The sequence below is a fragment of the Pseudomonas frederiksbergensis genome (assembly GCF_017114915.1).
GTDB lineage: Bacteria > Pseudomonadota > Gammaproteobacteria > Pseudomonadales > Pseudomonadaceae > Aquipseudomonas > Aquipseudomonas frederiksbergensis_I.
This window is the reverse complement of sequence record NZ_JAAUOE010000002.1, coordinates 25,026-44,304: the sequence shown is the minus strand read 5'-3', so window position 1 is coordinate 44,304 and position 19,279 is coordinate 25,026. Positions and strand designations below refer to the sequence as shown.

Below are 19,279 nucleotides of genomic sequence, written 5' to 3'. Positions count from 1 at the left end.
CGTAAGTGGTTCAGGTCAGTGCCAGCGGCGGAAAATCAACGAGGTGTTGACCCCACCAAAAGCGAAATTGTTGTTCATCACGTATTCATTGCTCATCTGCCGGAACTCACCGCGCAAATAATCAAGCTTGCCGCACTGCGGATCGACCTCATCGAGGTTGAAGGTGTGCACATACTGGTCGCGGTTCATCATTTCGATGCTGAACCAGGACTCCAGCGCGCCGCAGGCTCCCAGGGTGTGACCGAGGAAACTCTTCTGCGAACTGATCGGCATGTGTTCGCCGAACAAACTGCTGGTGGCCAGTGTTTCGGCAATGTCGCCCTGTTCTGTAGCCGTGCCGTGACCATTTACATAACCGATGGCGCTTGGGGCGAGCCCGGCGTCTTCCAAAGCCAGCTCCATGGCCCGGCGCATGGTGATTAGCTCGGGGCGGGTGGCATGCTGGCCGTCGGCGTTGCTGCCGAAACCGACGATCTCGGCGTGGATGCGGGCGCCACGTGCCAGGGCGTGTTCGAGTTCTTCGAGTACCAGCATGCCTCCACCCTCACCGATGACCAGGCCATCGCGGCCGATGTCGTAAGGGCGCGGGCTGGTTTGCGGGGCATCGTTTTTCAGGCTGGTGGCGTAGAGCGCATCGAACACCATGGCTTCGGTCGGGCAAAGCTCTTCGGCGCCGCCGGCGAGCATCAGCGGCAGGCGGCCGAACTTGATCGCCTCGTAGGCATAACCGATGCCCTGGCTGCCGCTGGTGCAGGCGCTGGAGGTCGGGATCAGTCGGCCAGTAAGGCCGAAGAAGATGCTGATATTCGCTGCCGTGGTGTGCGGCATCATTCGCACGTAGGAGTTGGCGTTCAGGCCTTCGGCCACTGAGTTGAGCAGCATGTTGCCGAACGCTTTGATCTCGTCGGTGCTGCCGGTGGACGAGCCGCAGGAAACACCCATGCGCCCGTCCTTGATCGACTCGTCACCCAGCAGCCCGGCGTCCGCCAGGGCCTGTTCCGCCGCGCCCACTGCCAGCCGCGACACCCGGCCCATGCTGCGCAGTTGCTTGCGTGTCCAGTGGCCGGGCACCTGGAAGTCGTCAATCGGCCCGGCCAGGCGCGTATTGAGCTCGGTAAAGCGATCCCACTCGTCCATGCGACGGATGCCGCTGCGGTTGGCGGCGAAATTGGCGGCGATGGTGTCCCAGTCGCTGCCCAGTGAAGTGATGCCGGCCATGCCGGTGACGACGACGCGCTTCATCAGCACAGGCCTCCATTGACGGCCAGAACCTGCCGGGTGATGTACGACGCTTCCGCCGACATCAGGAAATTCACGGCACTGGCCACCTCTTCAGGGGTGCCCATGCGTTGTGCGGGGATCATTTTCATCAGTTCTTCCACCGGCACGTTTTCATCGAGCATCGCTGTGTCGATCAGGCCGGGTGCGACACAGTTGACGGTGATTTTGCGCTTGCCCAATTCAATCGCCAACGCCTTGGCCGCGCCGATCAGACCGGCCTTGGACGCGCTGTAATTGACCTGCCCGCGATTGCCGATCAGCCCGGACACCGAGGTGATGCAGACAATCCGCCCGGCGGCGCGACGACGAATCATCGGCATCATCACCGGGTGCAGCACGTTGTAGAAACCGTCGAGGTTGGTGCGCATCACCGAATCCCAATCCTCTTCGCTCAAGGCCGGAAAAGCCCCGTCGCGGGTCAGGCCGGCATTGAGCACCACGCCGTAATAGGCGCCGTGAGCTTCCACGTCGGCTTCGAGAATGGCTTTGCAACTGGCGCGGTCGGACACGTCGAATTGCAGGACACGCGCGTTGCGGCCCAAGGCTTCCACTTCGGCCTTTACCGCGATAGCGTCCGCCAGACCGCTGCGGCAGTGCAGCACGATGTCATGCCCGGCCCGGGCCAGACGCAATGCAATGGCGCGGCCGATACCACGGCTGGAGCCGGTGACCAGTACGGATTCAGTCATCACTCGACTCCTTGGGGTTCATGCAGATATTGCGCGGCCTGAGGCGGGCGGAACACGTTCAGCCGGGCGGTCGCGTGGATGCCGGGGGCGGTGATGTGGCATTCGAACACGCCCATGCCATTGTCGTCTTCCAGCGAGCGTATCCCGTGGATGGTCAGCTCGGTGCCGGCGGGGAAGTGTTCCACGTTGCATTCGAATTTGCGGGTGCCGAGCAGAAAACCCAGTTCCACCGCATTGCCTTTGCGGCGCGCGTGGCAGCCGGCATAAGCGGCGACGCTCTGGGCCATCAGCTCGATGCCGACCCAGGCCGGCAGGCTGCCGTCGGGGCGATTGAACAGGCCGTCGGGCTTGACGGTGAGTCGGGTGTGGATCTGCTCGTCATCGAACGACAGGATCTGGTCGATGAGGATCATGTCGCCGGCATGAGGCAGCAGTTCGGCGAGCGGCCAATCAATCATGGGGCGTCTCCGATAATCAGGCTGACGTTATTGCCACCGAAGGCAAAGGAATTGCTCATCAGGTAGCGGGGTGCAATGGACGTCAGGTGGTCGGTCGGGGTCACCCAATGCAAGGCCGGCAATTCGGGATCGGGCTGACCGTCCCAGACGTGGGGCGGCAGGGCGTGCTCGCGATTATCCGCGCTCAGGCTCAACCAGCAGAACGCGGCTTCCAGGGCGCCAGCGGCGCCGAGGGTATGGCCGGTCATCGGTTTAGTCGACGAGCAGGGCACGCCATCCGGGAACAGCGCCGTCACGGCCAGGCTTTCCATGGCGTCGTTGTGTTGGGTGGCGGTGCCGTGCAGGTTCAGATAACTGATCTGGTGGGGTTGCAGGCCTGCGCGGCTCAAGGCTTTACTCATCGCTTGTCGGGCGCCACGGCCGGTCGGTTCCGGCGCCGAAATATGGTGCGCATCGGAGCTGGCGCCACTGCCGAGCAGGGCAATCGGTTGGCTGCTGCCGACGTTTTTGCTCATCAGAAACAGCACCGCCGCTTCGCCGATATTGATGCCGTCGCGGTTCGCCGAAAACGGATTGCAGCGCTGTTCGGACACCGCTTCCAGGGCCGAGAAACCGTTGAGGGTCAGTTTGCACAAACTGTCGACACCGCCGCACAACACGGCATCGCATATGCCCAGGTCGAGCAGTCGTTGGGCACTCATCAGCGCACGAGCGCTGGAGGTGCAGGCGGTGGAAATCACATAGGCCGGGCCGCTCACTTGCAGCCAGTCGGCGAGAAACGTGGCCGGCGCGCCGAGTTCCTGTTGCTGATAATCATAATCGGCGGGGAACTGATGCTCACGGATGTAATGGGCCAGCCCCTGGCTGGCCTCCTCGATGCCCGAGGTGCTGGTGCCCAGAATGACGCCGATGCGATCGCGGCCGTAGGCCCGGATGGCCTGCTCGATGTCTTGACGAATTTGCAGCGCGGCTTCCAGCAGCAATTGATTGTTGCGAGTGTTTTGACGCGCCAGCTCAGCCGGAATCGGCGCCAGCTCACCGCGCACCGCCGCCACTGGCAACAAGCGTTCCGCCACCCAGCCGGCCTCGCTGCGCATGCCCGAGCAATCGCCGGCAAACAGGTTGCGGGCGACTTCCTGCTTGTCGCGGCCCAGGGCGCAGATTACCCCGAGGGCGTTCAGATAAGCGGTCATGGCGTGTGCTCGCCTAACGGGGTGACGCGATAATTCGGGCCTTGGGACACGTTCAATTCAAAGCTCAGTGATTGTGAAAAGCTTGGTTGTGAATAGCGGATATTCCAGCGCGCTGACAAGACCCGTAGCCCATCATGCTGGCGGGCGGCGGGGTAATTTGCGTGCAATTCGCCTGCGGGGGTCAATGCAAACAACAAAGCGGCGAACAGCTCCCGGGCTTCCGGATTAGGTGGCAGCAGGCCGTCGGCCTGCCATTGGCCATCGATCAGTTTCTGCCGTGCCACGGGAATCCCCAAGGGGTCCATCATCGACCAGCGAATGCCCGGGCCTTCACGCTGGATCACCAGCAGCCAGTCCTGACGCTGCTCGGACATCTGTCGTTCGATGTGCAGTTGCAGCGGCAACGTCAGGCTTGGGCTTTGCTTGGGCAGCGGCGTCTGGCTGGCACAGGCGCTCAGCAACAGGACACAACCCAGCAGCAGGAAACGAATCATCAGGCACACCCTTCAAGAGGCTTGCGCGCGACCACATTGACCAGGGTTTCTTCCCGTTGGCCAAAGGGTTTTGGCCGGCGCAGGCCGAAGCGTTCGAGCAGGCCGAAATCCTTGGCGCGACTCCACCACAAGTACGGGTAAGACACGTTCTGCGGGCCGAACTCGAAACCCTGGCGCCGAATCATCTCCAGGTAGCCGGCGGCGCTCTTTTGTACGTGCATCGGGTGGCGGAACAGCCAGCGAATCACCCACGTATCAATGTAAGCCTCGGTGGACTCGGCGAACAGCAAATAACCGCCCGGCTTGAGCACCCGATAGAACTCGGCCAGGGCCTGATCCTGCTCGACAAGGTGATGGAAGGTCTGGTGGCAGAACAGCAGATCGACACTGGCGTCCGGCACTTCGATGCTGGCGCAGTCACTGCCGATCAGCTCTACATCCATGCCCTGGCGGGCCGCTTCTTCGCCGCTCAGGTTCAGGCTGTGAGGGTCGGCATCCAGCCCGATCAGACGACGAGGCGCGAAGGTCTGGCGCAGGTACTGGAACGACTTGCCTTGGCCGCAACCGGCATCGAGCAAGACCGGGTTGTCGGGCAATGGCGCGCTGAACAGACCGCGCAAATCATTGATCGCCACTCGCAGTACATGGTGCTGCCAGGTGTGGCTGCGCAGGAACCAGAAACCGAAACGGGTTTCTTCGACGTAGTTGTCGCTCAAGTAGCTCATGTCGCATCCCGTGCGCAAAGGTCCGAGATCATCCGCAGTCGACGCTTGGCTTCGCTGACGAACGGGTTGCGTTCGTCCCAGGCATAACCGGCGAGGATCGAGCTGATCATGCGGCGAATATCCTCTGTGCCGCCCTGATAGAAAATCACATCCTGAAAAGTCCCGGCGTACCAGCCTTCGACGTAACAGCGGAAGGTGTCGACGCCACGCTTGAGCGGCTCGGCAAACTCGGTTTGCCAATCGACGCTTTCACCTTGCAGTTGGCGGTGCAGCACCCCGGCGGCCATGCTCGCCGAGCGCATGGCGATGGTCACACCGGAGGAGAACACCGGGTCGAGAAATTCCGCGGCATTGCCCAGCAGGGCGAAACCGGGTCCGTGCAGGGTTTTGACGTTGGCCGAATAGCCGCCGATGGTTCGCGCGGGGGTATCCCACACGGCATTGTTCAATACCCCGGCCAGGCTTGGGGTTTCAGTGATGAAGCCGCGCAGGCAATCGTCCAGGTTTTCGGTACGGCCTTCGAAGTGTTCGGCGGCTGCCACCACGCCCACCGAGCAACGGCCGTTGCTGAACGGGATGGTCCAGAACCAGATGTCGCGTTGGGTTGGATGGGTGGTGATGAGGATCTTTTCCCGTTCGAAGGCCGGGCTGTCGATACGGTCTTCGATGTGGGTGAACACCGCCTGACGCACCGGAAAATTCGACGGTGCCTCAAGGTCCAGCAAGCGCGGCAGCACGCGACCGTAGCCGCTGGCATCGAGCACGAAATCGGCCTCGACGCGGTATTGGCTGCCGTCTTCACGGAGCACATCGAGCTGCGGTTTCGCCAGGCTGAAATCGACACTGACAATGGCTTCGCCGTAGCGGACGTCGACACCTTGCAACTCGGCCTGATCGGCCAGCAGCTTGTCGAAATCGGCGCGCTGGACCTGGAAGGTCGTCGGCTTGCCGTTGCTGAACGTCTCGCCGAAATCGAAGGCGCTGTACTGATCGCCCCAGGCGAACGCCGCACCGTTCTTCAACTGGAAACCGGCGGCATTGACCGCCTCGAGCATGCCGGCTTCTTCGACGAAATCCAGGCAGTGGGACAGCAGGCTTTCACCGATGGAAAACCGAGGGAAATGCTGGCGCTCGATCATCAGCACATCATGACCTTTACGCTTGAGCAGCGCGGCGGCGATGGCGCCCGAGGGGCCGGCACCGATCACCACCACCTGACGACGTTCCATTTCAACTGTTGGCACGGGTGCTCCTTGCCGGGGCGGCGATGTTCAAGGGAATTCGATGCATGCCGGCCAGTGCCGGCAGCAGGGTTGCGATCAGACCCATCAACATCAGCGCGAAGTACAGCGCCGGGCTGATGAGCTGTTGTTGCAGCAGCAGGTTGAGAAAGACGATCTCGCTCAAGCCGCGAATGTTCAGTAAAAGGCTTTCCCGCCAGCGGCTGGCCCCTTCAAACGAGACGCCGGCCCAGCCGAGGCCCAGCCAGTTGCCCAACAATTTGCTGGCAATCGGCAACAGCAGGAGCGCGGCCAGTTGCACTGCGCCGAGACTGTCGAGGGCGCTGTGCACGTTGATCTGCACGATGCCGAACGTGAGGATCAGCGGGATGGCGATCCAGGTCTGCAAACCGCTCATCCACGCCGCCGGTAATGGCAGCACCAGCGGTACCTTGAGCGCGGCCATGCACAGCAGGTAGCCGATGCCGAAAATCAGCGCATTGAGCTTCAAGTGTTCGGCGACCACCAGCAGCGCGAAGAAGCAAATGCTGTGCAGCAACGGTTGGCGCAAGCCGAGCAGTCGCAGCACCAACGGCAGGCAGGCGCCGGCCAGCGGCAGCAACAGGCTGCTCAGGTGCAGGCTGCCCTGGGCGAACGCGAACAGGGTCCAGCAGGTCAGGTCGATCAGGATCGCGGTCTGTACCAGGCGCCGGGTGGCGGCGGGCGGGTAGTTGATGTGTCGCAGGTACAAGTACAGCACCGGAATCGCGGTGATGGCGAACAGCAGACCGACCGCCAGCGAGCTGATCCACGGCTGCGGCGGCAACAGCCAGACCGCTGTCGCCAGCCCGCAGGCAAACGGAATGCAGAAACTCGGCAGGGCGATTTTCAGGCTCTGGCGATCCAGTCGCAGGTCGATCACGTCGCTGAGGATGTGCCCCAGCAGCAAGGCAAAGCTCAGGCTGTAGAGGTTCTTCAGCCAACCCGGCGAGATCAGTTCGGCACCACTGAGTTGCCAGCCCGGTTCGATCCAGAAATACATCAGCAGCGGCAGGCCGAAGGTCGCCAGCAACAACTGGCTGACGATCGGAATCAGACCGAAATGACGACCGACACGGGTGGCCACGGCGAACAACACCAGGGCCATTACCCAGAACGCCGCGACCATCACGCTGTCGGCTCCGCTACCGGCGCGGCGTGGGCTTGTCGCCCGGCCCACGGCGCCAGAATGAAGCTGTACGCCAGGCCGAGGCTCACCGACAGGCCGAAATTGCTCACCGCCGGCGTGCTGGATACCGCCAGCAGGCCAAACGACAACCAGGTGGTCACCGCTGCCAGCAAGGTGCCCAGCAGGCTCGCCGCGGCACCGCCGATCTGTTCGCGCATGAGGATCGCGTAGTCGACACTGATGGCCGTCACCAGCAACAGGCCAAACAGGCTGAACAGTGTCAGCGGCTGACCGAGCCAACCAAGGCTTGCCAGGCTGCACAGTGCCGCCAGCAGCGGCAGGGAGACGATTCGCAACGCACCACCGAAACCGAATGGCAGGATCAGCACCAGCACGATCAACACGCAGGAAGCGAGCTTCAATTCGGCGGCGCTGATCTGGGTGTCGGCGAACACCCGGTTCAGTTCGCCGAGGCGGTCCACCAGTTCCACACCCGGCAAGTCCTGCGCCTGGATCCGCAACAGCGCGGGATTGTTCAAGCCTTGCAGGCTGACCATCGCAGCCACGCCGTCATCGGTCGGGCCTAGCCACAAGGTGCGGTAGGGTTCGGCCAATGGACCGGCCAGCGCTGCATCGATGTCTTCGACGGGTAGCGCTTGCAACGTTGCCAGCTCGGCTTGCAACGCGGCGGCCGGCACGCCAAGGTCGAGCAACGGTTGCCAGAACTGCGGCAGCTTGCCCAGTGCATCACGCACTTTGCGCTGTTCGCTCGGCGGGCTGACCAGTTGGTTGAGCGACAGATAGCCCTGGAGTTTTTCCAGATTGACCAACTGATCCAGACGCTCGCTCAGTGCTGTCTGGCGCTCGAGCAACGCCTGCTGATTGGCCGCGCGCACCAGGAAAAACTGGCTGGTGGGTTGATAGCCGGTGATGCGCGCAATGGTCTGGGCTTCGTCCGTCAGTTGCTGCGGTGCGCCGATCCATTGGCGAATGTCGTTTTTGGTCTGCAACTGCAACAGACCGCCGACACAGAAGGCAATCAGCAGCGCCAGCAACACCGGCGTGCGTACGTATTTGAGCAACGATTCACGCAGCGCCAGCAAAGACTCGGCGATGCGCATCGGCCATTGCGCCGGACGCAGCTGCGCGCCCTTGAGCAGCGCCGGCAGCAGGCACACCGCCGACAGATAGGCGCCCAGCAGGCCGGCGGCGGAGAACACGGCAATCTGGGTCAGGGCCGGGAACGGCGTCCAGGCCAGGGCCAGGTAGCCGATGCAGCTGGTGATCAGGCTCAGCGTCAGCCCCGGTAGGGTCAGGCGCAAGGCCGGCCAGCTGTGCCAGGGTTTCAGGCTCCAGCTTTTGGACAGGTAATGCAGCGGGTAATCCACCGCCACGCCGATCAGGCTTGAGCCCAGCACCAGCGTCATCACATGCATCTGACCGAACAGCGCCACGCAGGCCACCGCGCCGAACAGCATGCCCACCAGCACCGGGACGAACGCCAGCACCACCCGCCAACGCCGGAAGGCCAGCAACAGCAGCAACAGAATCCCGACTGTGGCGCCGCCACCGACCCAAGTGATCTCGCGCGCGGCTTGTCGTTGTCCGCTGGCGGCATACAGCAGGCCGCTCGCGGCGAGCAGTTGCACATCCGCCTCGGCGGCTTCTTCGCGACTGTGCTGAAGCAGGTCGGCCACTTGCAGCGGCAGGTTCATGTCGAACGCGTTGCCGGCGGTACGTGCCCGCAGCATCACCCAGCTCTTACCCTCGGCATCGGCGACCAATGCTCCGCTGCCGATGTCCAGCTGAACCGAGCCACGCTGCGGCTGGCTGTTCTGGATGCGCCCGGTCAGGCCGAGCCAGTCATCCTGGCTCGGCACCAGGCTGAAGCCGGTGAACGGGTCGAACAGGGCTTGTACCCGTTGCTGGATAAAGGCATCAGGGTGTTCGATGAGTTGCTGGCGGTCGGACGCGGACAGCATCGCCAGTCGGCCTTGCAGCAATTGTGTACGCAGCGCCGGCAAGTCGGCTTGCAGGTTCCACTGGACCTTTTCGAACACGCCGCTGGCTTGCCACTGCTCGCCGAGTTTTTGCGCCATGGCGATGGCTTGCTGGCGATCTTTATGGCCGACCAGCACCAGCATTTCCCGGTTCAGCGGCTCTTGCATGCGTTGTTCGGCGCGCTGCTCCAGCGCGTCCGGCGCGGTGCCTGGCACCAGTTCCATCAGGTTGGCGGACAGCGGGGTGCCGTCGCGCCACTGCCAGCCGGCAAGGGCGATCACCGCCAGCAGCAGGATCAGAAACAGCCGCGGCAGCATCCGTTCACTCGGCAAAGTCATGTTGCTCCGCATCACTCAAAGGTTGGGCGCTGGTGCTGTCCTGCATGCGCAACAGGGTTCGGTCACCCTGGGTTTCGAGCAGCTCGATGCTGTGCACCAGTTCGCTGCCGTCAATGTTGATCTGATTGAACACCTGCTTGAGCAGCATCGAACGCGGGGTCAGGGTCAGCTTCCAGTTTTGTGCGTCGCCGCTCAGCGACAACTCGAAATCCCGTTGCAGGCCACTGCTGTCGCCTTGCAGCACAGCGAGGAACAAACGGTTCTGTTCGGCACCGGCACTCTTGTTCGGCAGCATTTGCCAGCCGCTGGCATCTCGCCGGGCAATGCCCTTGTCGCTGATGCGGTAGTCCTGTTGCAGTGGGGTTTTCAGTAGCCAGAGCAGGCCGTGATCCTTCGCCAGAACGAAGGTGCCCTTGCTGGTCAGCGGCTGGGGCAGGGCGCGCAGGTGTTTTTCCTGAATGAAGTTGCCGTGGATCACATCGGGCTTGGCCAGTTGATCGCTGAGCTGCTGCAGGTCAAAGGCCTGCGTCAACGATGAAAAGCCAAACATCAATATCAAACTCACCCCAATCCCGTAGCAGCTGCCGAGCCTGCGAGGCTGCGTCCGGCGGCGAAGCCGTCGTAAAACCTCAACGCGCGGTGCGTCAGACAGATCCGGTGGCGACTGCTGCGCAGTCGAACGCAGGCTTCGCCAGCTGCTACAGAGGGTTGTCAGCAGGTTCATGCGAGCACCCTTTCAACCGCGTCGGTGAACACTTTCGGTGAGGCCAACTGCATCTCGCGGCTGCTCATGTTGACGGCGACCTGCACGGAACTGGCGCGGGTCAGGCGCTCGCCGGTGGCCAGATCGCTGATCAGGTAATTGATCTTCAGGCGGTTTTCCCACTCCACCAGGCTGGCGCGCACGTTCAGCTTCTGGCCGAACACGGCGCCGCGCACATAGCGCAGCTGCAAGTCGATCACCGGCCAGGCGTAACCCGACGCAACCATGGCGTCGTAGTTGTGGCCGATCCTGTCCAGCAGCGCACAGCGGGCGACTTCCAGGTATTTGACGTAATGACCGTGCCAGACCACGTTCATGGTGTCGACGTCAAAGAACGGTACGAGGATTTCCGTGTCGGTGTGAAGCACTCCCTTGCTACGCATGCAGCCTCCAGTGTTGCTCGGCGATGCGTTGCAGGCACAGGCGCAATTCACCTTCCAGGGCACGGTCTTCGATGACCGGCGGGAAGTCCTTGGCCAGTTCTTCGTGCATCGCGGCCAGGGCCGGTGGCAGTGGGCGCGCGTCTTCAGCCTGGCCGCGCAGCCAGACGCCCTGGTTGGCGGCCAGCAGCGTGGCGGCGGCGACCTGTTCGGTCAGCTCCAGTACGCGGATGGCGTCGCGGGCGGCGATGGTGCCCATGCTGACTTTGTCCTGGTTGTGGCATTCGGTGGAGCGTGAGAAAACGCTGGCCGGCATGGTGTTTTTCAGGGCTTCGGCGGTCCAGGCGCTGGCGCCAATCTGCACGGCCTTGAAGCCGTGGTTGAGCATCGCACGGTCGGCGCTGGCGCCGGACAGGTTGCTCGGCAAACCATGGTTGTAACGCTCGTCCACCAGCAGTGCGAGCTGGCGGTCGAGCAAGTCGGCGACGTTGGCCACCAGGTTTTTCAGGCTGTCCATGGCGAATGCGATGTGACCGCCGTAGAAGTGCCCGCCGTGCAGCACGCGTTCGGCTTCGGCGTCGATGATCGGGTTGTCGTTGGCGCTGTTGAGTTCGATCTCGATGAACGAGCGCAGCCAGTTCAGGCTGTCAGCCAGTACACCGAGCACGTGGGGCGCGCAACGCAGGGAATAACGGTCTTGCAGGCGATGCAGTGGCGCGGTCGGCGCATCGATTGCCAGATCCTTGCGCAGCCACGCAGCGACTTGCATCTGCCCCGGATGGGGTTTGGCGGCAAACAGGCGCTCGTCGAAGTGCTCCGGGTTGCCTTGCAACGCGACCACGTTCAGCGCGGTGATGCGGGTGGCCAGTTGCAGCAGGTAATCGGCGCGGGCGTAAGCCAGGCAGGCGAGGCCAGTCATCACGGCGGTGCCGTTCATCAGCGCCAGTGCTTCTTTGGGACGCAGCACCAGCGGCTCCCAGCCGAGTTCGCGGTGGACGTCGGCGGCTTGACGGCGCTCACCGCGGAACATCACTTCGCGCTCGCCGGACAAGGTCGCGGCGACGTAGGACAGCGGCGTCAGATCACCGCTGGCGCCCACCGAACCTTCTTCCGGAATCAGCGGCAGGATGTCGTGTTCGAGGAACGCTTGCAGGCGCTCCAGCAGCTCCACGCGCACCCCGGATACGCCGTGGCACAGCGACTGCAAACGCGCCGCCAGCACCGCACGGGTGGCCTGGGCGTCGAGCAGTTTGCCCAGGCCGCAGCCGTGGAACGTGTACAGATGACGGGGCAACGCCTCGACGTGATGCAGTGGTACCGCGACGACGCAGGAGTCGCCATAACCGGTGGTCACGCCATAGATCACGCCTTCCTTGTCCAGCAGGGTGTCAAGGAACTGCGGGCCCTTGGCGATGCGCTGGCGAAACGCGGGGTCGCCCTGCAACTGCGTCGGCACCTGACGGTTGGCCAGGGCCAGCACGTCTTCGATGCGCAAAGGGAGTTCGCCGAAGGTTACCGGCTCAAGCGTTGGCGTCGTCATCGGTCTTCCAGAAAGGGTAAAAGTTGAACCATTGTTGGGGCGCTTCAAGGCAATAGTGACCCAGGCGTTCGGCGTAGCGGGAGGCCCACTGATGAATGACCTGTTCACGGTCGCCGCGTTTCCACACCACCGCTTCGGTGAACGGCTCAAGGGTCAGTCGATAGTCACCCGTGGGTTTCTTCAGGCACAGCAGCAGATTGACCGGGCATTTCAGCAGACCGGCCAGCAACCACGGGCCTTGGGGAAACGCTGCCTGATGCCCGAGAAAATCCACCGTCACGCTGCGGCCTCCATGCAGCGGCACGCGGTCGCCGGCAATCGCCAGCCATTCGCCGCGCTCCAGGCGTTCATGCAGTTGCAGCATGATCACCGGGTCGAGCTCGCTGACCTGAATCAGCCGCAGATTGGTCGCCCCGGCTTCACCCAGCAGGCGGTTGAACTGTTCGGCGTGCTTGGTGTGCACCAGCACGTTCATGGTGACTTTCTCGCCGATCTCGGCCAGCGCCCGGCAGACCTCGAGATTACCCAGGTGCGCGCCCACCAGCATTTGCCCACGTGTGCCGCGCAGCTGGTTGCGCAGCAGCGCCGGGTCGATGATTTCGATCTGCTCGATGCTCAGCTTGCCGTTCCACACGTCGAGTTTGTCGAGCATGGAGTCGGCGAAAGCCATGAACTGGCCGAACACCCGCCAATGGGTCGGGCGCAATTCCCAGCGACCACTCCAGTCGGCGAGCCGCTGCTGATATTGCCAGGCGCTCTGGCGGGCGCTGCGCCCAAACAGGAAAAAGTACAGCACGATGCCATACAGCAGCGGGCTCAACAGCCGGCGCCCCAGGACTTTTGCGCACAAAGCGGTGAACTTCATCATCCAGAAGCTGCCGCGCTCCTGGCGGTCGGCCCAATGCTGGTTATCTGCGTTGCCGCTCATGCTCGCCACCGTCGCCAGAGGATCACCGGTGCCCGCAGCAACATGCCGAAAAACAGCCGGGTGTGCATGCTCGAAATCAGTACATTGTCGTGGAACAGCCGGAAATGCGAGACGCCATCCAGAGGGTAATGGACCCGGGTTTTCAGCCATTGCATCGGCTGATTGCGCCAGGCCAGGCGCACCAGAATGTCGGAGTCGAAATCCATGCGTTTGCCGATCCTGGCCGAGTCGATCAGAGCCAGGGTCGGCGGCAAGGGATAGACGCGGAAGCCGCACATTGAGTCGCGAATCTGCAGCGACAGGGTGTTGATCCAGACCATGACGTGAGTCAGGTAACGGGCGCACAAACGACCTTTCGGCACGCTGGCGTCGTATTGCGGATAGCCACAGATCACCGCCTCGGGATGGTTGCGTGAGTATTCGATGAAGACTTTGACGTCTTGCAGGTCGTGCTGGCCGTCGGCGTCCACCTGCAAGGCATGGCTGAAGCCCAGGCGCGAAGCCTCCCGCAGACCGGTCATCACCGCGCCGCCCTTGCCCTGATTGACCGTGAGCCGGATCAGGTAAACCCGGTCGCGCTGGGCCAGTCGGTCAAGCACCTTGGCGCAGGCGGGGCTGCTGGCATCGTCCACCAGAATGCATGGCAGGCCACAGGCAAGCAGCGCATCGACCACGGCAGTGATTGCGGTTTCGTGGTTGTAGACAGGGATTACGGCGCAGGGGTTATGCATCGCTGGCAGCCTCCAGCAAAATCCGCCCGCTGGAGCAGGTGGCGGACTCGTTGCGATAGGCGAAATACAATTTGCCGCGTACGGGGTCGAAGCGCAGATGCAACTGGACTTCATCGCCGGGACGCACCAGTTGCTGGAATTTCAGCACTTCCATGCCGGCGAATTTTGCCGGCAGGTCCATCAATTGCTGACCCAGGCTCAATGCCCACTCCACCTGCACCACACCGGGCAATACCGGCGCCCGGGGAAAGTGCCCGGTGAAGTACGCCAGGTCCGGCGGGACGGCCAGTTGCAGGCTCCACTCGCCATCGACTTCGACCTGCTCCAGCACGTGCGGCGCCTTTGGGCGGGGCGCCAGCAGCAAGGCTTCAACTTCGGCCTGGGGCAGTTTGCCCTGGGCGTTCAGCGGCAGTTGCCGCAACAGGCGCCAGCGTCGTGGCAGGGCCAGGGTTTCACAATGCTGACTCAGATGCAGACGCAAGGCTTGAGTGAGGCTGCGCCGACCCTGATTGCGCAAGGCATGCAGGCCTCGCTCACTGAGCACCACTAGGGCCCCCAATGAGGCGCGGTTTTCCTGAACCACGCCCAGGCGCGCTTCGGCGACCCAGGCGTGAGCCATCAGCGCGTGTTCAAGCATCGGTAGCGAGATTCGTTTTTCTTCCAGTTTGACGATCCGGTCCAGTCGTCCCAGCAGCTCGAAACGGCCGTCGGCGGCGATGCGCGCGGCATCGGCGGTGTGTTCGATATGGCCCGCCGGCAAGTACGGCGATGCGATGAGCAGGGCGCCGTCGCTGTCCTGGCTCAGCTGTACGTCGGCGAAGGGTTGCCAGAGATCCTGGCCCTGACGCCAGGCGATGCCGCCGGTTTCCGAGCTGCCGAAGATCTCGGTCGGCCATTGTCGCAGGCGTTCGTACAGGCTTTGCGAGGCTTCGGCGGGCAACGCGCCGCCGGAGGAGAACACTCGACGCACTGCGCTCAGCGCTGGCCAGTCGAGGTTGTCGCCCATGCGTTTGAGCAGCGCCGGGCTGGCGACCCAGGCGAAGGCCGGGTGTTCGCGGCTGGCGCGTTGCAAGTCTTCCGGGAAGGCCAGTTGCTTGCGTACGAATGAACGCCCGGCGCACAACGGCCACAGCACCCGAAACAGCAAGCCGTAGATGTGTTGGGTGGCGACGCTGCCGATGATGCAGGCCTGGCCCAGATCGGCGCCCCACAGCTGCTCCAGTGCGGCGACTTCATTGGCCAATTGGCGCAGGGTTTTATCGATGCGCTTGGGTTCGCCACTGGAGCCGGAGGTACACAGGCTCAGCTGACAGCGATCCAGGTCCAGTTGCCTGGCTGGCAGTGGCGGATGCCGATAATCGCTCAGGTGGGCATCGTCGGCCTGATCGGTCAGCCACAGATCGACCTCAGTCGACCAGCGCTGGCGCGTCTGTGCTTGCAGGTCGGCGGGCAGCAGTACGCTGACCCCGGCCCGCCAGGCGCCGAGCAGGGCAATGGCCAGGTCGGCGGCGTCCTCAAGGTGCACGGCCATGCGCTGCACACCCTGGGCTTGCAGGCCGGCAGCCAGGCTCAGGGCCCGGTCGCACAATTGCGCATGATTCAACGCCGGTTCGGCCGTCACGGCACGCTCCGGCTGAGCCTTGAGCAACAGTTGCTCAAGTTTTATCCAATTCATGGGTGGCCTCGTACCCGTTGTCGTATCAGCCATTCAATGGCAAACATCAGGCCGATCAATCCATAGGAGATCAGGCCGGTGTACAACATCCACCAGCTCAGCGGCGCCCAAAGAGTCAGGGCGGCGGCGCACAAACCGTTGCAGAGAAAAAACACGCTCCAGGCAATCGTCACCTGGCGGGTGTAGCGAATGGCCCTGGGCGGTAATTCCGGTTCTCGCAGTCGGGCCAGGCGTTCGACCATCGGTGGGCCATATTTCAGACTAAGACCAAATAGCACCAACATGAACGCGCTGATCAGCACTGGGTACCAGCGCAGCAGCACCGGGCTGTTGAACACTGCCAGCAGCAGGCAGAACGCAATAGCGGCCGTGGACATCCACAGGCTTCCGGGGCGCCGCTCGCCGGTCAGCGCCCGCGCCAGCCACAGGCTACCCAGCAGCAGACCGAACTGCCACGGGGCGAAATGCTCCATGCCGAAATACACCGCAAAGGGGTACAGCAGGCCTGCCAACAGCAAGCCAAGGCCGATCAGTCGGCTCATGCGGCCGGTTGAACCAGACGGTAAACCGCCTCGACCACGTCGCTGACGGTACGCACCGATTTGAATTCTTCGGCGGCGATTTTCTTGCCGGTCTGGCGTTTGATGTGATCGATCAGGTCGACCGCATCGATGCTGTCGATTTCCAGATCCTGATACAGGTTGGACCCCAGGCTGATGCGCTCGGGGTCCAGCTCGAAGAGTTCGACCAGAGCATCGCGCAGGGTGTTGAAAATGTCGTCACGAGTTTGCATGGTCCGGTCTCAAGCTGCCTGTTTTGCAGTGACGAATGCCGCAAGGCTCGCCACGTTGGTGAAGTGATTGCGGGTGTCCTTGGCGTCGGCATCGATTTTGATACCGTACTTTTTCTGGATCGCCAGGCCGAGCTCCAGCGCGTCCACCGAGTCCAGGCCCAGGCCTTCGCCGAACAACGTCTGGTCGTCACCGATGTCGTCGACGCTGATGTCTTCGAGGCCCAGGGCCTCGATGATCAGCTCTTTGATTTCCAGCATCAGGCTAACGGTGTTCTGATCGCTCATCTTCGGCGAGCTCCTTGATAAAGTAAGAGTGCAAATAGTCATTGAGCTTGCGCGAGGCCTGGGGCGCAGGTCCTTGCGTAGCGAAAGCCTGTGGATCTATATCGGCCCCGACGCGGAAACTGAAGTGCACGCGGCGTTTGGGGATCCGATACCAGGGTTCGGCCTTGGTCAATGTGGTCGGGTTGACCTTGATAATCACCGGGGTGAGGATTCTCGCACCACGCAAGGCAATTGCCGCGCCCCCCCGATGAAAGGCCGGCGGTTGGCCGGGTCGGGTGCGGGTGCCTTCGGGGAAGATAATCAGGGTCTGACCGCTTTTCAGCGCGTCGGCAGCGGCGTCGAGCATGTCCATGCTGCCATCGTTGCTGATGTATTCGGTACAGCGTAGCGGACCGCGGGTGAACGGGTTTTCCCAGAGGCTTTTCTTGACCACGCAGTTGGCGTGAGGCACCAGGCCGATCAAAAACACCACATCAATCAACGAGGGGTGGTTGGCGACGATCATCTGGCCTGGTCGCCCGAGTTTTTCCGCCCCTTCAATGTCATAGGTCAGCACGCCACTACGCGCCATGAATCGAATGAAAAACCAGAAGCACCGGCTGACGGTCTGCCGCGCACGCTGACGATGGGCCTGGGCGTCTCCCGGCAGGCAGCTCAGCAGCGGGAACACCACCAGTCGCAGGCATAGCCCGCCCAACCCGAACAGGGCGAAGCTTGCGGCGGTGGCCAGCAGGCGCCAGTAGTAGGCGTCGCGGTTTTTATCGGTTACAGGTTGCGTTGCCAGGTCCATACGCGATTTTTCCAGGCATGTTGGCAGGTAGTCTGCTGGCCGAGCAGGGTACGCAACAGATTCAGGGCATGGGGCCAGCGGGCTTTGGACAACGCTTGCGAAGTGCTGTTCAGCGACAGCTGCCACTGATTACCGGGAGTGATCAACAGACCGACCGCGTAAGGGAAAGGCACGTCGTCAATCCAGGCCGAGTACGCGGCGGGCGGTTGCTCTTCGGTCACCACCAGCAGCACCGCGGGCGCGCCTTCCTCAAGCAGCGCCGCCGCCTCCAGCATGCCGTGTTCAAGGCCATCGCCGGCCGCGGCGAGGGCCGTCATTTCGCTGGTTTCGCCACGCATGATCGACCACAGGCCGATGACCGCGTTGTGTACCGACAGGCTGAACTGGGTGGGCGACAACGGTTGGTCGGTCGCCAGATCGCTAAGAATTTCGAAAGTGCGCGGGGTTTCGCCGTGGCGGGAAATAAAGACCAACGGTAGGTCCTGGCGACCATCGGCCAAGGGCCAGCCGACACTGAACGCCATCCGCGCCAGACGGCTGAGTCGCCGGCGCTGCATGGCCGGCAGAAACGACACATCCGGGGCGGCATCGCTGGGCTCGAGCACGACCGGTTGTCGGCTCCAGGCCTGCCAATCATCCACGCTTTCAAGCCCAGGGGCCCACGCGCGCCATTGGGCGATGTTGAAGTTGATCACAGACATTTATCCCGCCCCTGCGGGCTTCCTTTAACGCGGTGAGTCGCAAAAGCCGCGGCTGACGTGACGTGGCGCTTAACGCCGAGTGGCGCGCATTATCCCGGTGCTGCGGGTGTGTAGCAAATGCTGGTTACATTTTGCGCAATGAAATGTACCGTCTGGTTCGCAAAAAGCTGTCGTTTGGCCATTATCCACATTGCAGCGGACCTGTCTGTCGGCTCTGTCGCCTGTCGCTGGACGAGTTGGCGGTTTTTCCGCCGGAGATTTGCCTTTGTCTGTGTAGTCTAGATGCTGGCGAGGTAGCTAAGCAGCGTTGTGGACTACTACACTCGGTCATTCTTTGATACACGGAGGTTTTGTCATGCGGCGCGTGGTGTTCAATCAGAAAGGTGGCGTGGGCAAGTCAAGCATTGCCTGCAATCTGGCGGCGGTCAGTGCCAGCGAGGGTTATCGCACGTTGTTGGTGGATCTCGATGCCCAGGCCAACTCCACTCAATATCTGACGGGGCTCACCGGTGATGATATCCCGATGGGCATCGCCGACTTCTTTAAACAGACGCTGTCCTCCGGGCCATTTTCAAAGAAAAACCAGGTCGACATCTACGAAACCCCGTTCGACAACCTCCACGTCATCACCGCCACCGCCGAGCTGGCTGACTTGCAGCCCAAGCTTGAGGCCAAACACAAGATCAACAAGCTGCGCAAATTGCTTGAGGAGCTGGACGGCGATTATGACCGCATCTACCTCGATACTCCGCCAGCGCTGAATTTCTATGCCGTCTCTGCCTTGATCGCCGCTGATCGCGTGCTGATCCCCTTCGACTGCGACAGTTTCTCGCGTCAGGCGCTGTATGGCCTGCTGGCGGAAATCGAAGAGTTGAAGGATGACCACAATGAAGGGCTGGAAGTCGAAGGCATCGTCGTCAACCAGTTCCAGGCTCGCGCCAGCCTGCCCCAGCAAATCCTCGACGAGCTGATCGCCGAAGGGTTGCCGGTGTTGCCGGTGTACCTGGCCAGTTCGGTGCGCATGCGCGAATCCCACCAGGCCAATACGCCGCTGATCCACCTCGACCCGCGACACAAGCTGACCCAGCAATTCGTCGACCTGCATAACTTGCTGGAAAATGCCTGA

Annotated in this window: 21 protein-coding genes; 1 reads left to right on the top strand and 20 read right to left on the bottom strand. The window is 62.4% G+C overall.

Going from position 1 to position 19,279, the window contains the following annotated elements; genetic code table 11:
- Nucleotides 1-15 precede the first annotated feature (15 nt).
- The 20 genes from HCU66_RS01725 to HCU66_RS01630 form a co-directional block, all read right to left on the bottom strand.
- Entirely contained in the window at nt 16-1,242 is a 1,227-nt protein-coding gene (locus tag HCU66_RS01725; RefSeq protein ID WP_205886739.1) for a beta-ketoacyl-ACP synthase, read from the bottom strand.
- On the bottom strand, nt 1,242-1,970 hold the full coding sequence (gene fabG, locus HCU66_RS01720; RefSeq protein WP_205886738.1) for a 3-oxoacyl-ACP reductase FabG: 729 nt from the start codon (nt 1,968-1,970) through the stop codon (nt 1,242-1,244). The genes HCU66_RS01725 and fabG overlap by 1 nt, the downstream gene beginning before the upstream one ends.
- On the bottom strand, nt 1,970-2,428 hold the full coding sequence (locus tag HCU66_RS01715; protein ID WP_205886737.1) for a hotdog family protein: 459 nt from the start codon (nt 2,426-2,428) through the stop codon (nt 1,970-1,972). The genes fabG and HCU66_RS01715 overlap by 1 nt, the downstream gene beginning before the upstream one ends.
- Nucleotides 2,425-3,621 carry a beta-ketoacyl-[acyl-carrier-protein] synthase family protein gene (locus HCU66_RS01710; RefSeq protein ID WP_205886736.1) on the bottom strand — a complete coding sequence of 399 codons (1,197 nt, stop codon included), beginning with the start codon at nt 3,619-3,621 and terminating at the stop codon, nt 2,425-2,427. Before HCU66_RS01710 ends, HCU66_RS01715 begins: the two co-directional genes overlap by 4 nt.
- Entirely contained in the window at nt 3,618-4,115 is a 498-nt protein-coding gene (locus tag HCU66_RS01705; protein ID WP_205886735.1) for a DUF3261 domain-containing protein, read from the bottom strand. The genes HCU66_RS01710 and HCU66_RS01705 overlap by 4 nt, the downstream gene beginning before the upstream one ends.
- Nucleotides 4,115-4,840: a class I SAM-dependent methyltransferase gene (locus HCU66_RS01700; protein WP_205886734.1), complete on the bottom strand. Its 726-nt coding sequence runs from the start codon at nt 4,838-4,840 to the stop codon at nt 4,115-4,117. Before HCU66_RS01700 ends, HCU66_RS01705 begins: the two co-directional genes overlap by 1 nt.
- On the bottom strand, nt 4,837-6,084 hold the full coding sequence (locus tag HCU66_RS01695; RefSeq protein WP_205886733.1) for a tryptophan 7-halogenase: 1,248 nt from the start codon (nt 6,082-6,084) through the stop codon (nt 4,837-4,839). Before HCU66_RS01695 ends, HCU66_RS01700 begins: the two co-directional genes overlap by 4 nt.
- Nucleotides 6,071-7,228 (bottom strand): sodium:proton antiporter, encoded by a 1,158-nt coding sequence (locus HCU66_RS01690; protein WP_205887075.1) that lies wholly within the window; start codon nt 7,226-7,228, stop codon nt 6,071-6,073. The genes HCU66_RS01695 and HCU66_RS01690 overlap by 14 nt, the downstream gene beginning before the upstream one ends.
- Nucleotides 7,228-9,567, bottom strand: a complete 2,340-nt coding sequence (locus HCU66_RS01685; protein WP_205886732.1) for an MMPL family transporter — start codon at nt 9,565-9,567, stop codon at nt 7,228-7,230. Before HCU66_RS01685 ends, HCU66_RS01690 begins: the two co-directional genes overlap by 1 nt.
- A complete protein-coding gene (locus HCU66_RS01680) occupies nt 9,551-10,117 on the bottom strand; it encodes an outer membrane lipoprotein carrier protein LolA (protein ID WP_205886731.1) in 567 nt (188 codons plus the stop codon). The genes HCU66_RS01685 and HCU66_RS01680 overlap by 17 nt, the downstream gene beginning before the upstream one ends.
- A gap of 170 nt (nt 10,118-10,287) precedes the next feature.
- Nucleotides 10,288-10,713 (bottom strand): acyl-CoA thioesterase, encoded by a 426-nt coding sequence (locus HCU66_RS01675; RefSeq protein ID WP_205886730.1) that lies wholly within the window; start codon nt 10,711-10,713, stop codon nt 10,288-10,290.
- Nucleotides 10,706-12,250 (bottom strand): HAL/PAL/TAL family ammonia-lyase, encoded by a 1,545-nt coding sequence (locus HCU66_RS01670; RefSeq protein WP_205886729.1) that lies wholly within the window; start codon nt 12,248-12,250, stop codon nt 10,706-10,708. Before HCU66_RS01670 ends, HCU66_RS01675 begins: the two co-directional genes overlap by 8 nt.
- A complete protein-coding gene (locus tag HCU66_RS01665; RefSeq protein WP_205886728.1) occupies nt 12,231-13,178 on the bottom strand; it encodes an LpxL/LpxP family acyltransferase in 948 nt (315 codons plus the stop codon). Before HCU66_RS01665 ends, HCU66_RS01670 begins: the two co-directional genes overlap by 20 nt.
- Nucleotides 13,175-13,909 (bottom strand): glycosyltransferase family 2 protein, encoded by a 735-nt coding sequence (locus HCU66_RS01660; RefSeq protein WP_205886727.1) that lies wholly within the window; start codon nt 13,907-13,909, stop codon nt 13,175-13,177. The genes HCU66_RS01665 and HCU66_RS01660 overlap by 4 nt, the downstream gene beginning before the upstream one ends.
- On the bottom strand, nt 13,902-15,584 hold the full coding sequence (locus tag HCU66_RS01655) for an acyl-CoA synthetase family protein (protein WP_205886726.1): 1,683 nt from the start codon (nt 15,582-15,584) through the stop codon (nt 13,902-13,904). The genes HCU66_RS01660 and HCU66_RS01655 overlap by 8 nt, the downstream gene beginning before the upstream one ends.
- On the bottom strand, nt 15,581-16,126 hold the full coding sequence (locus HCU66_RS01650; protein WP_205886725.1) for a COG4648 family protein: 546 nt from the start codon (nt 16,124-16,126) through the stop codon (nt 15,581-15,583). Before HCU66_RS01650 ends, HCU66_RS01655 begins: the two co-directional genes overlap by 4 nt.
- Nucleotides 16,123-16,377: an acyl carrier protein gene (locus tag HCU66_RS01645; RefSeq protein WP_205886724.1), complete on the bottom strand. Its 255-nt coding sequence runs from the start codon at nt 16,375-16,377 to the stop codon at nt 16,123-16,125. The genes HCU66_RS01650 and HCU66_RS01645 overlap by 4 nt, the downstream gene beginning before the upstream one ends.
- 9 nt (nt 16,378-16,386) lie before the next feature.
- On the bottom strand, nt 16,387-16,662 hold the full coding sequence (locus tag HCU66_RS01640; RefSeq protein ID WP_205886723.1) for a phosphopantetheine-binding protein: 276 nt from the start codon (nt 16,660-16,662) through the stop codon (nt 16,387-16,389).
- The gene (locus tag HCU66_RS01635; RefSeq protein ID WP_205886722.1) at nt 16,640-17,452 is read right to left on the bottom strand and encodes a lysophospholipid acyltransferase family protein; all 813 of its coding nucleotides are present in this window, start codon (nt 17,450-17,452) and stop codon (nt 16,640-16,642) included. Before HCU66_RS01635 ends, HCU66_RS01640 begins: the two co-directional genes overlap by 23 nt.
- Entirely contained in the window at nt 17,428-18,153 is a 726-nt protein-coding gene (locus HCU66_RS01630; RefSeq protein WP_205886721.1) for a beta-ketoacyl synthase chain length factor, read from the bottom strand. The genes HCU66_RS01635 and HCU66_RS01630 overlap by 25 nt, the downstream gene beginning before the upstream one ends.
- Nucleotides 18,154-18,508: 355 nt before the next feature.
- Here HCU66_RS01630 and HCU66_RS01625 point away from each other — a divergent pair, with 355 nt between their 5' ends.
- A complete protein-coding gene (locus HCU66_RS01625; RefSeq protein WP_205886720.1) occupies nt 18,509-19,279 on the top strand; it encodes a ParA family protein in 771 nt (256 codons plus the stop codon).

Excerpts from the sequence above, each read along its gene's own strand:
- HCU66_RS01725 (WP_205886739.1), bottom strand. The coding sequence starts at position 1,242 with ATGAAGCGCGTCGTCGTCACCGGCATGGCCGGCATCACTTCACTGGGC.
- fabG (WP_205886738.1), bottom strand. The coding sequence starts at position 1,970 with ATGACTGAATCCGTACTGGTCACCGGCTCCAGCCGTGGTATCGGCCGC.
- HCU66_RS01715 (WP_205886737.1), bottom strand. The coding sequence starts at position 2,428 with ATGATTGATTGGCCGCTCGCCGAACTGCTGCCTCATGCCGGCGACATG.
- HCU66_RS01710 (WP_205886736.1), bottom strand. The coding sequence starts at position 3,621 with ATGACCGCTTATCTGAACGCCCTCGGGGTAATCTGCGCCCTGGGCCGC.
- HCU66_RS01705 (WP_205886735.1), bottom strand. The coding sequence starts at position 4,115 with ATGATTCGTTTCCTGCTGCTGGGTTGTGTCCTGTTGCTGAGCGCCTGT.
- HCU66_RS01700 (WP_205886734.1), bottom strand. The coding sequence starts at position 4,840 with ATGAGCTACTTGAGCGACAACTACGTCGAAGAAACCCGTTTCGGTTTC.
- HCU66_RS01690 (WP_205887075.1), bottom strand. The coding sequence starts at position 7,228 with ATGGTCGCGGCGTTCTGGGTAATGGCCCTGGTGTTGTTCGCCGTGGCC.
- HCU66_RS01685 (WP_205886732.1), bottom strand. The coding sequence starts at position 9,567 with ATGACTTTGCCGAGTGAACGGATGCTGCCGCGGCTGTTTCTGATCCTG.
- HCU66_RS01680 (WP_205886731.1), bottom strand. The coding sequence starts at position 10,117 with ATGTTTGGCTTTTCATCGTTGACGCAGGCCTTTGACCTGCAGCAGCTC.
- HCU66_RS01675 (WP_205886730.1), bottom strand. The coding sequence starts at position 10,713 with ATGCGTAGCAAGGGAGTGCTTCACACCGACACGGAAATCCTCGTACCG.
- HCU66_RS01670 (WP_205886729.1), bottom strand. The coding sequence starts at position 12,250 with ATGACGACGCCAACGCTTGAGCCGGTAACCTTCGGCGAACTCCCTTTG.
- HCU66_RS01665 (WP_205886728.1), bottom strand. The coding sequence starts at position 13,178 with ATGAGCGGCAACGCAGATAACCAGCATTGGGCCGACCGCCAGGAGCGC.
- HCU66_RS01660 (WP_205886727.1), bottom strand. The coding sequence starts at position 13,909 with ATGCATAACCCCTGCGCCGTAATCCCTGTCTACAACCACGAAACCGCA.
- HCU66_RS01655 (WP_205886726.1), bottom strand. The coding sequence starts at position 15,584 with ATGAATTGGATAAAACTTGAGCAACTGTTGCTCAAGGCTCAGCCGGAG.
- HCU66_RS01650 (WP_205886725.1), bottom strand. The coding sequence starts at position 16,126 with ATGAGCCGACTGATCGGCCTTGGCTTGCTGTTGGCAGGCCTGCTGTAC.
- HCU66_RS01645 (WP_205886724.1), bottom strand. The coding sequence starts at position 16,377 with ATGCAAACTCGTGACGACATTTTCAACACCCTGCGCGATGCTCTGGTC.
- HCU66_RS01640 (WP_205886723.1), bottom strand. The coding sequence starts at position 16,662 with ATGAGCGATCAGAACACCGTTAGCCTGATGCTGGAAATCAAAGAGCTG.
- HCU66_RS01635 (WP_205886722.1), bottom strand. The coding sequence starts at position 17,452 with ATGGACCTGGCAACGCAACCTGTAACCGATAAAAACCGCGACGCCTAC.
- HCU66_RS01630 (WP_205886721.1), bottom strand. The coding sequence starts at position 18,153 with ATGTCTGTGATCAACTTCAACATCGCCCAATGGCGCGCGTGGGCCCCT.
- HCU66_RS01625 (WP_205886720.1), top strand. The coding sequence starts at position 18,509 with ATGCGGCGCGTGGTGTTCAATCAGAAAGGTGGCGTGGGCAAGTCAAGC.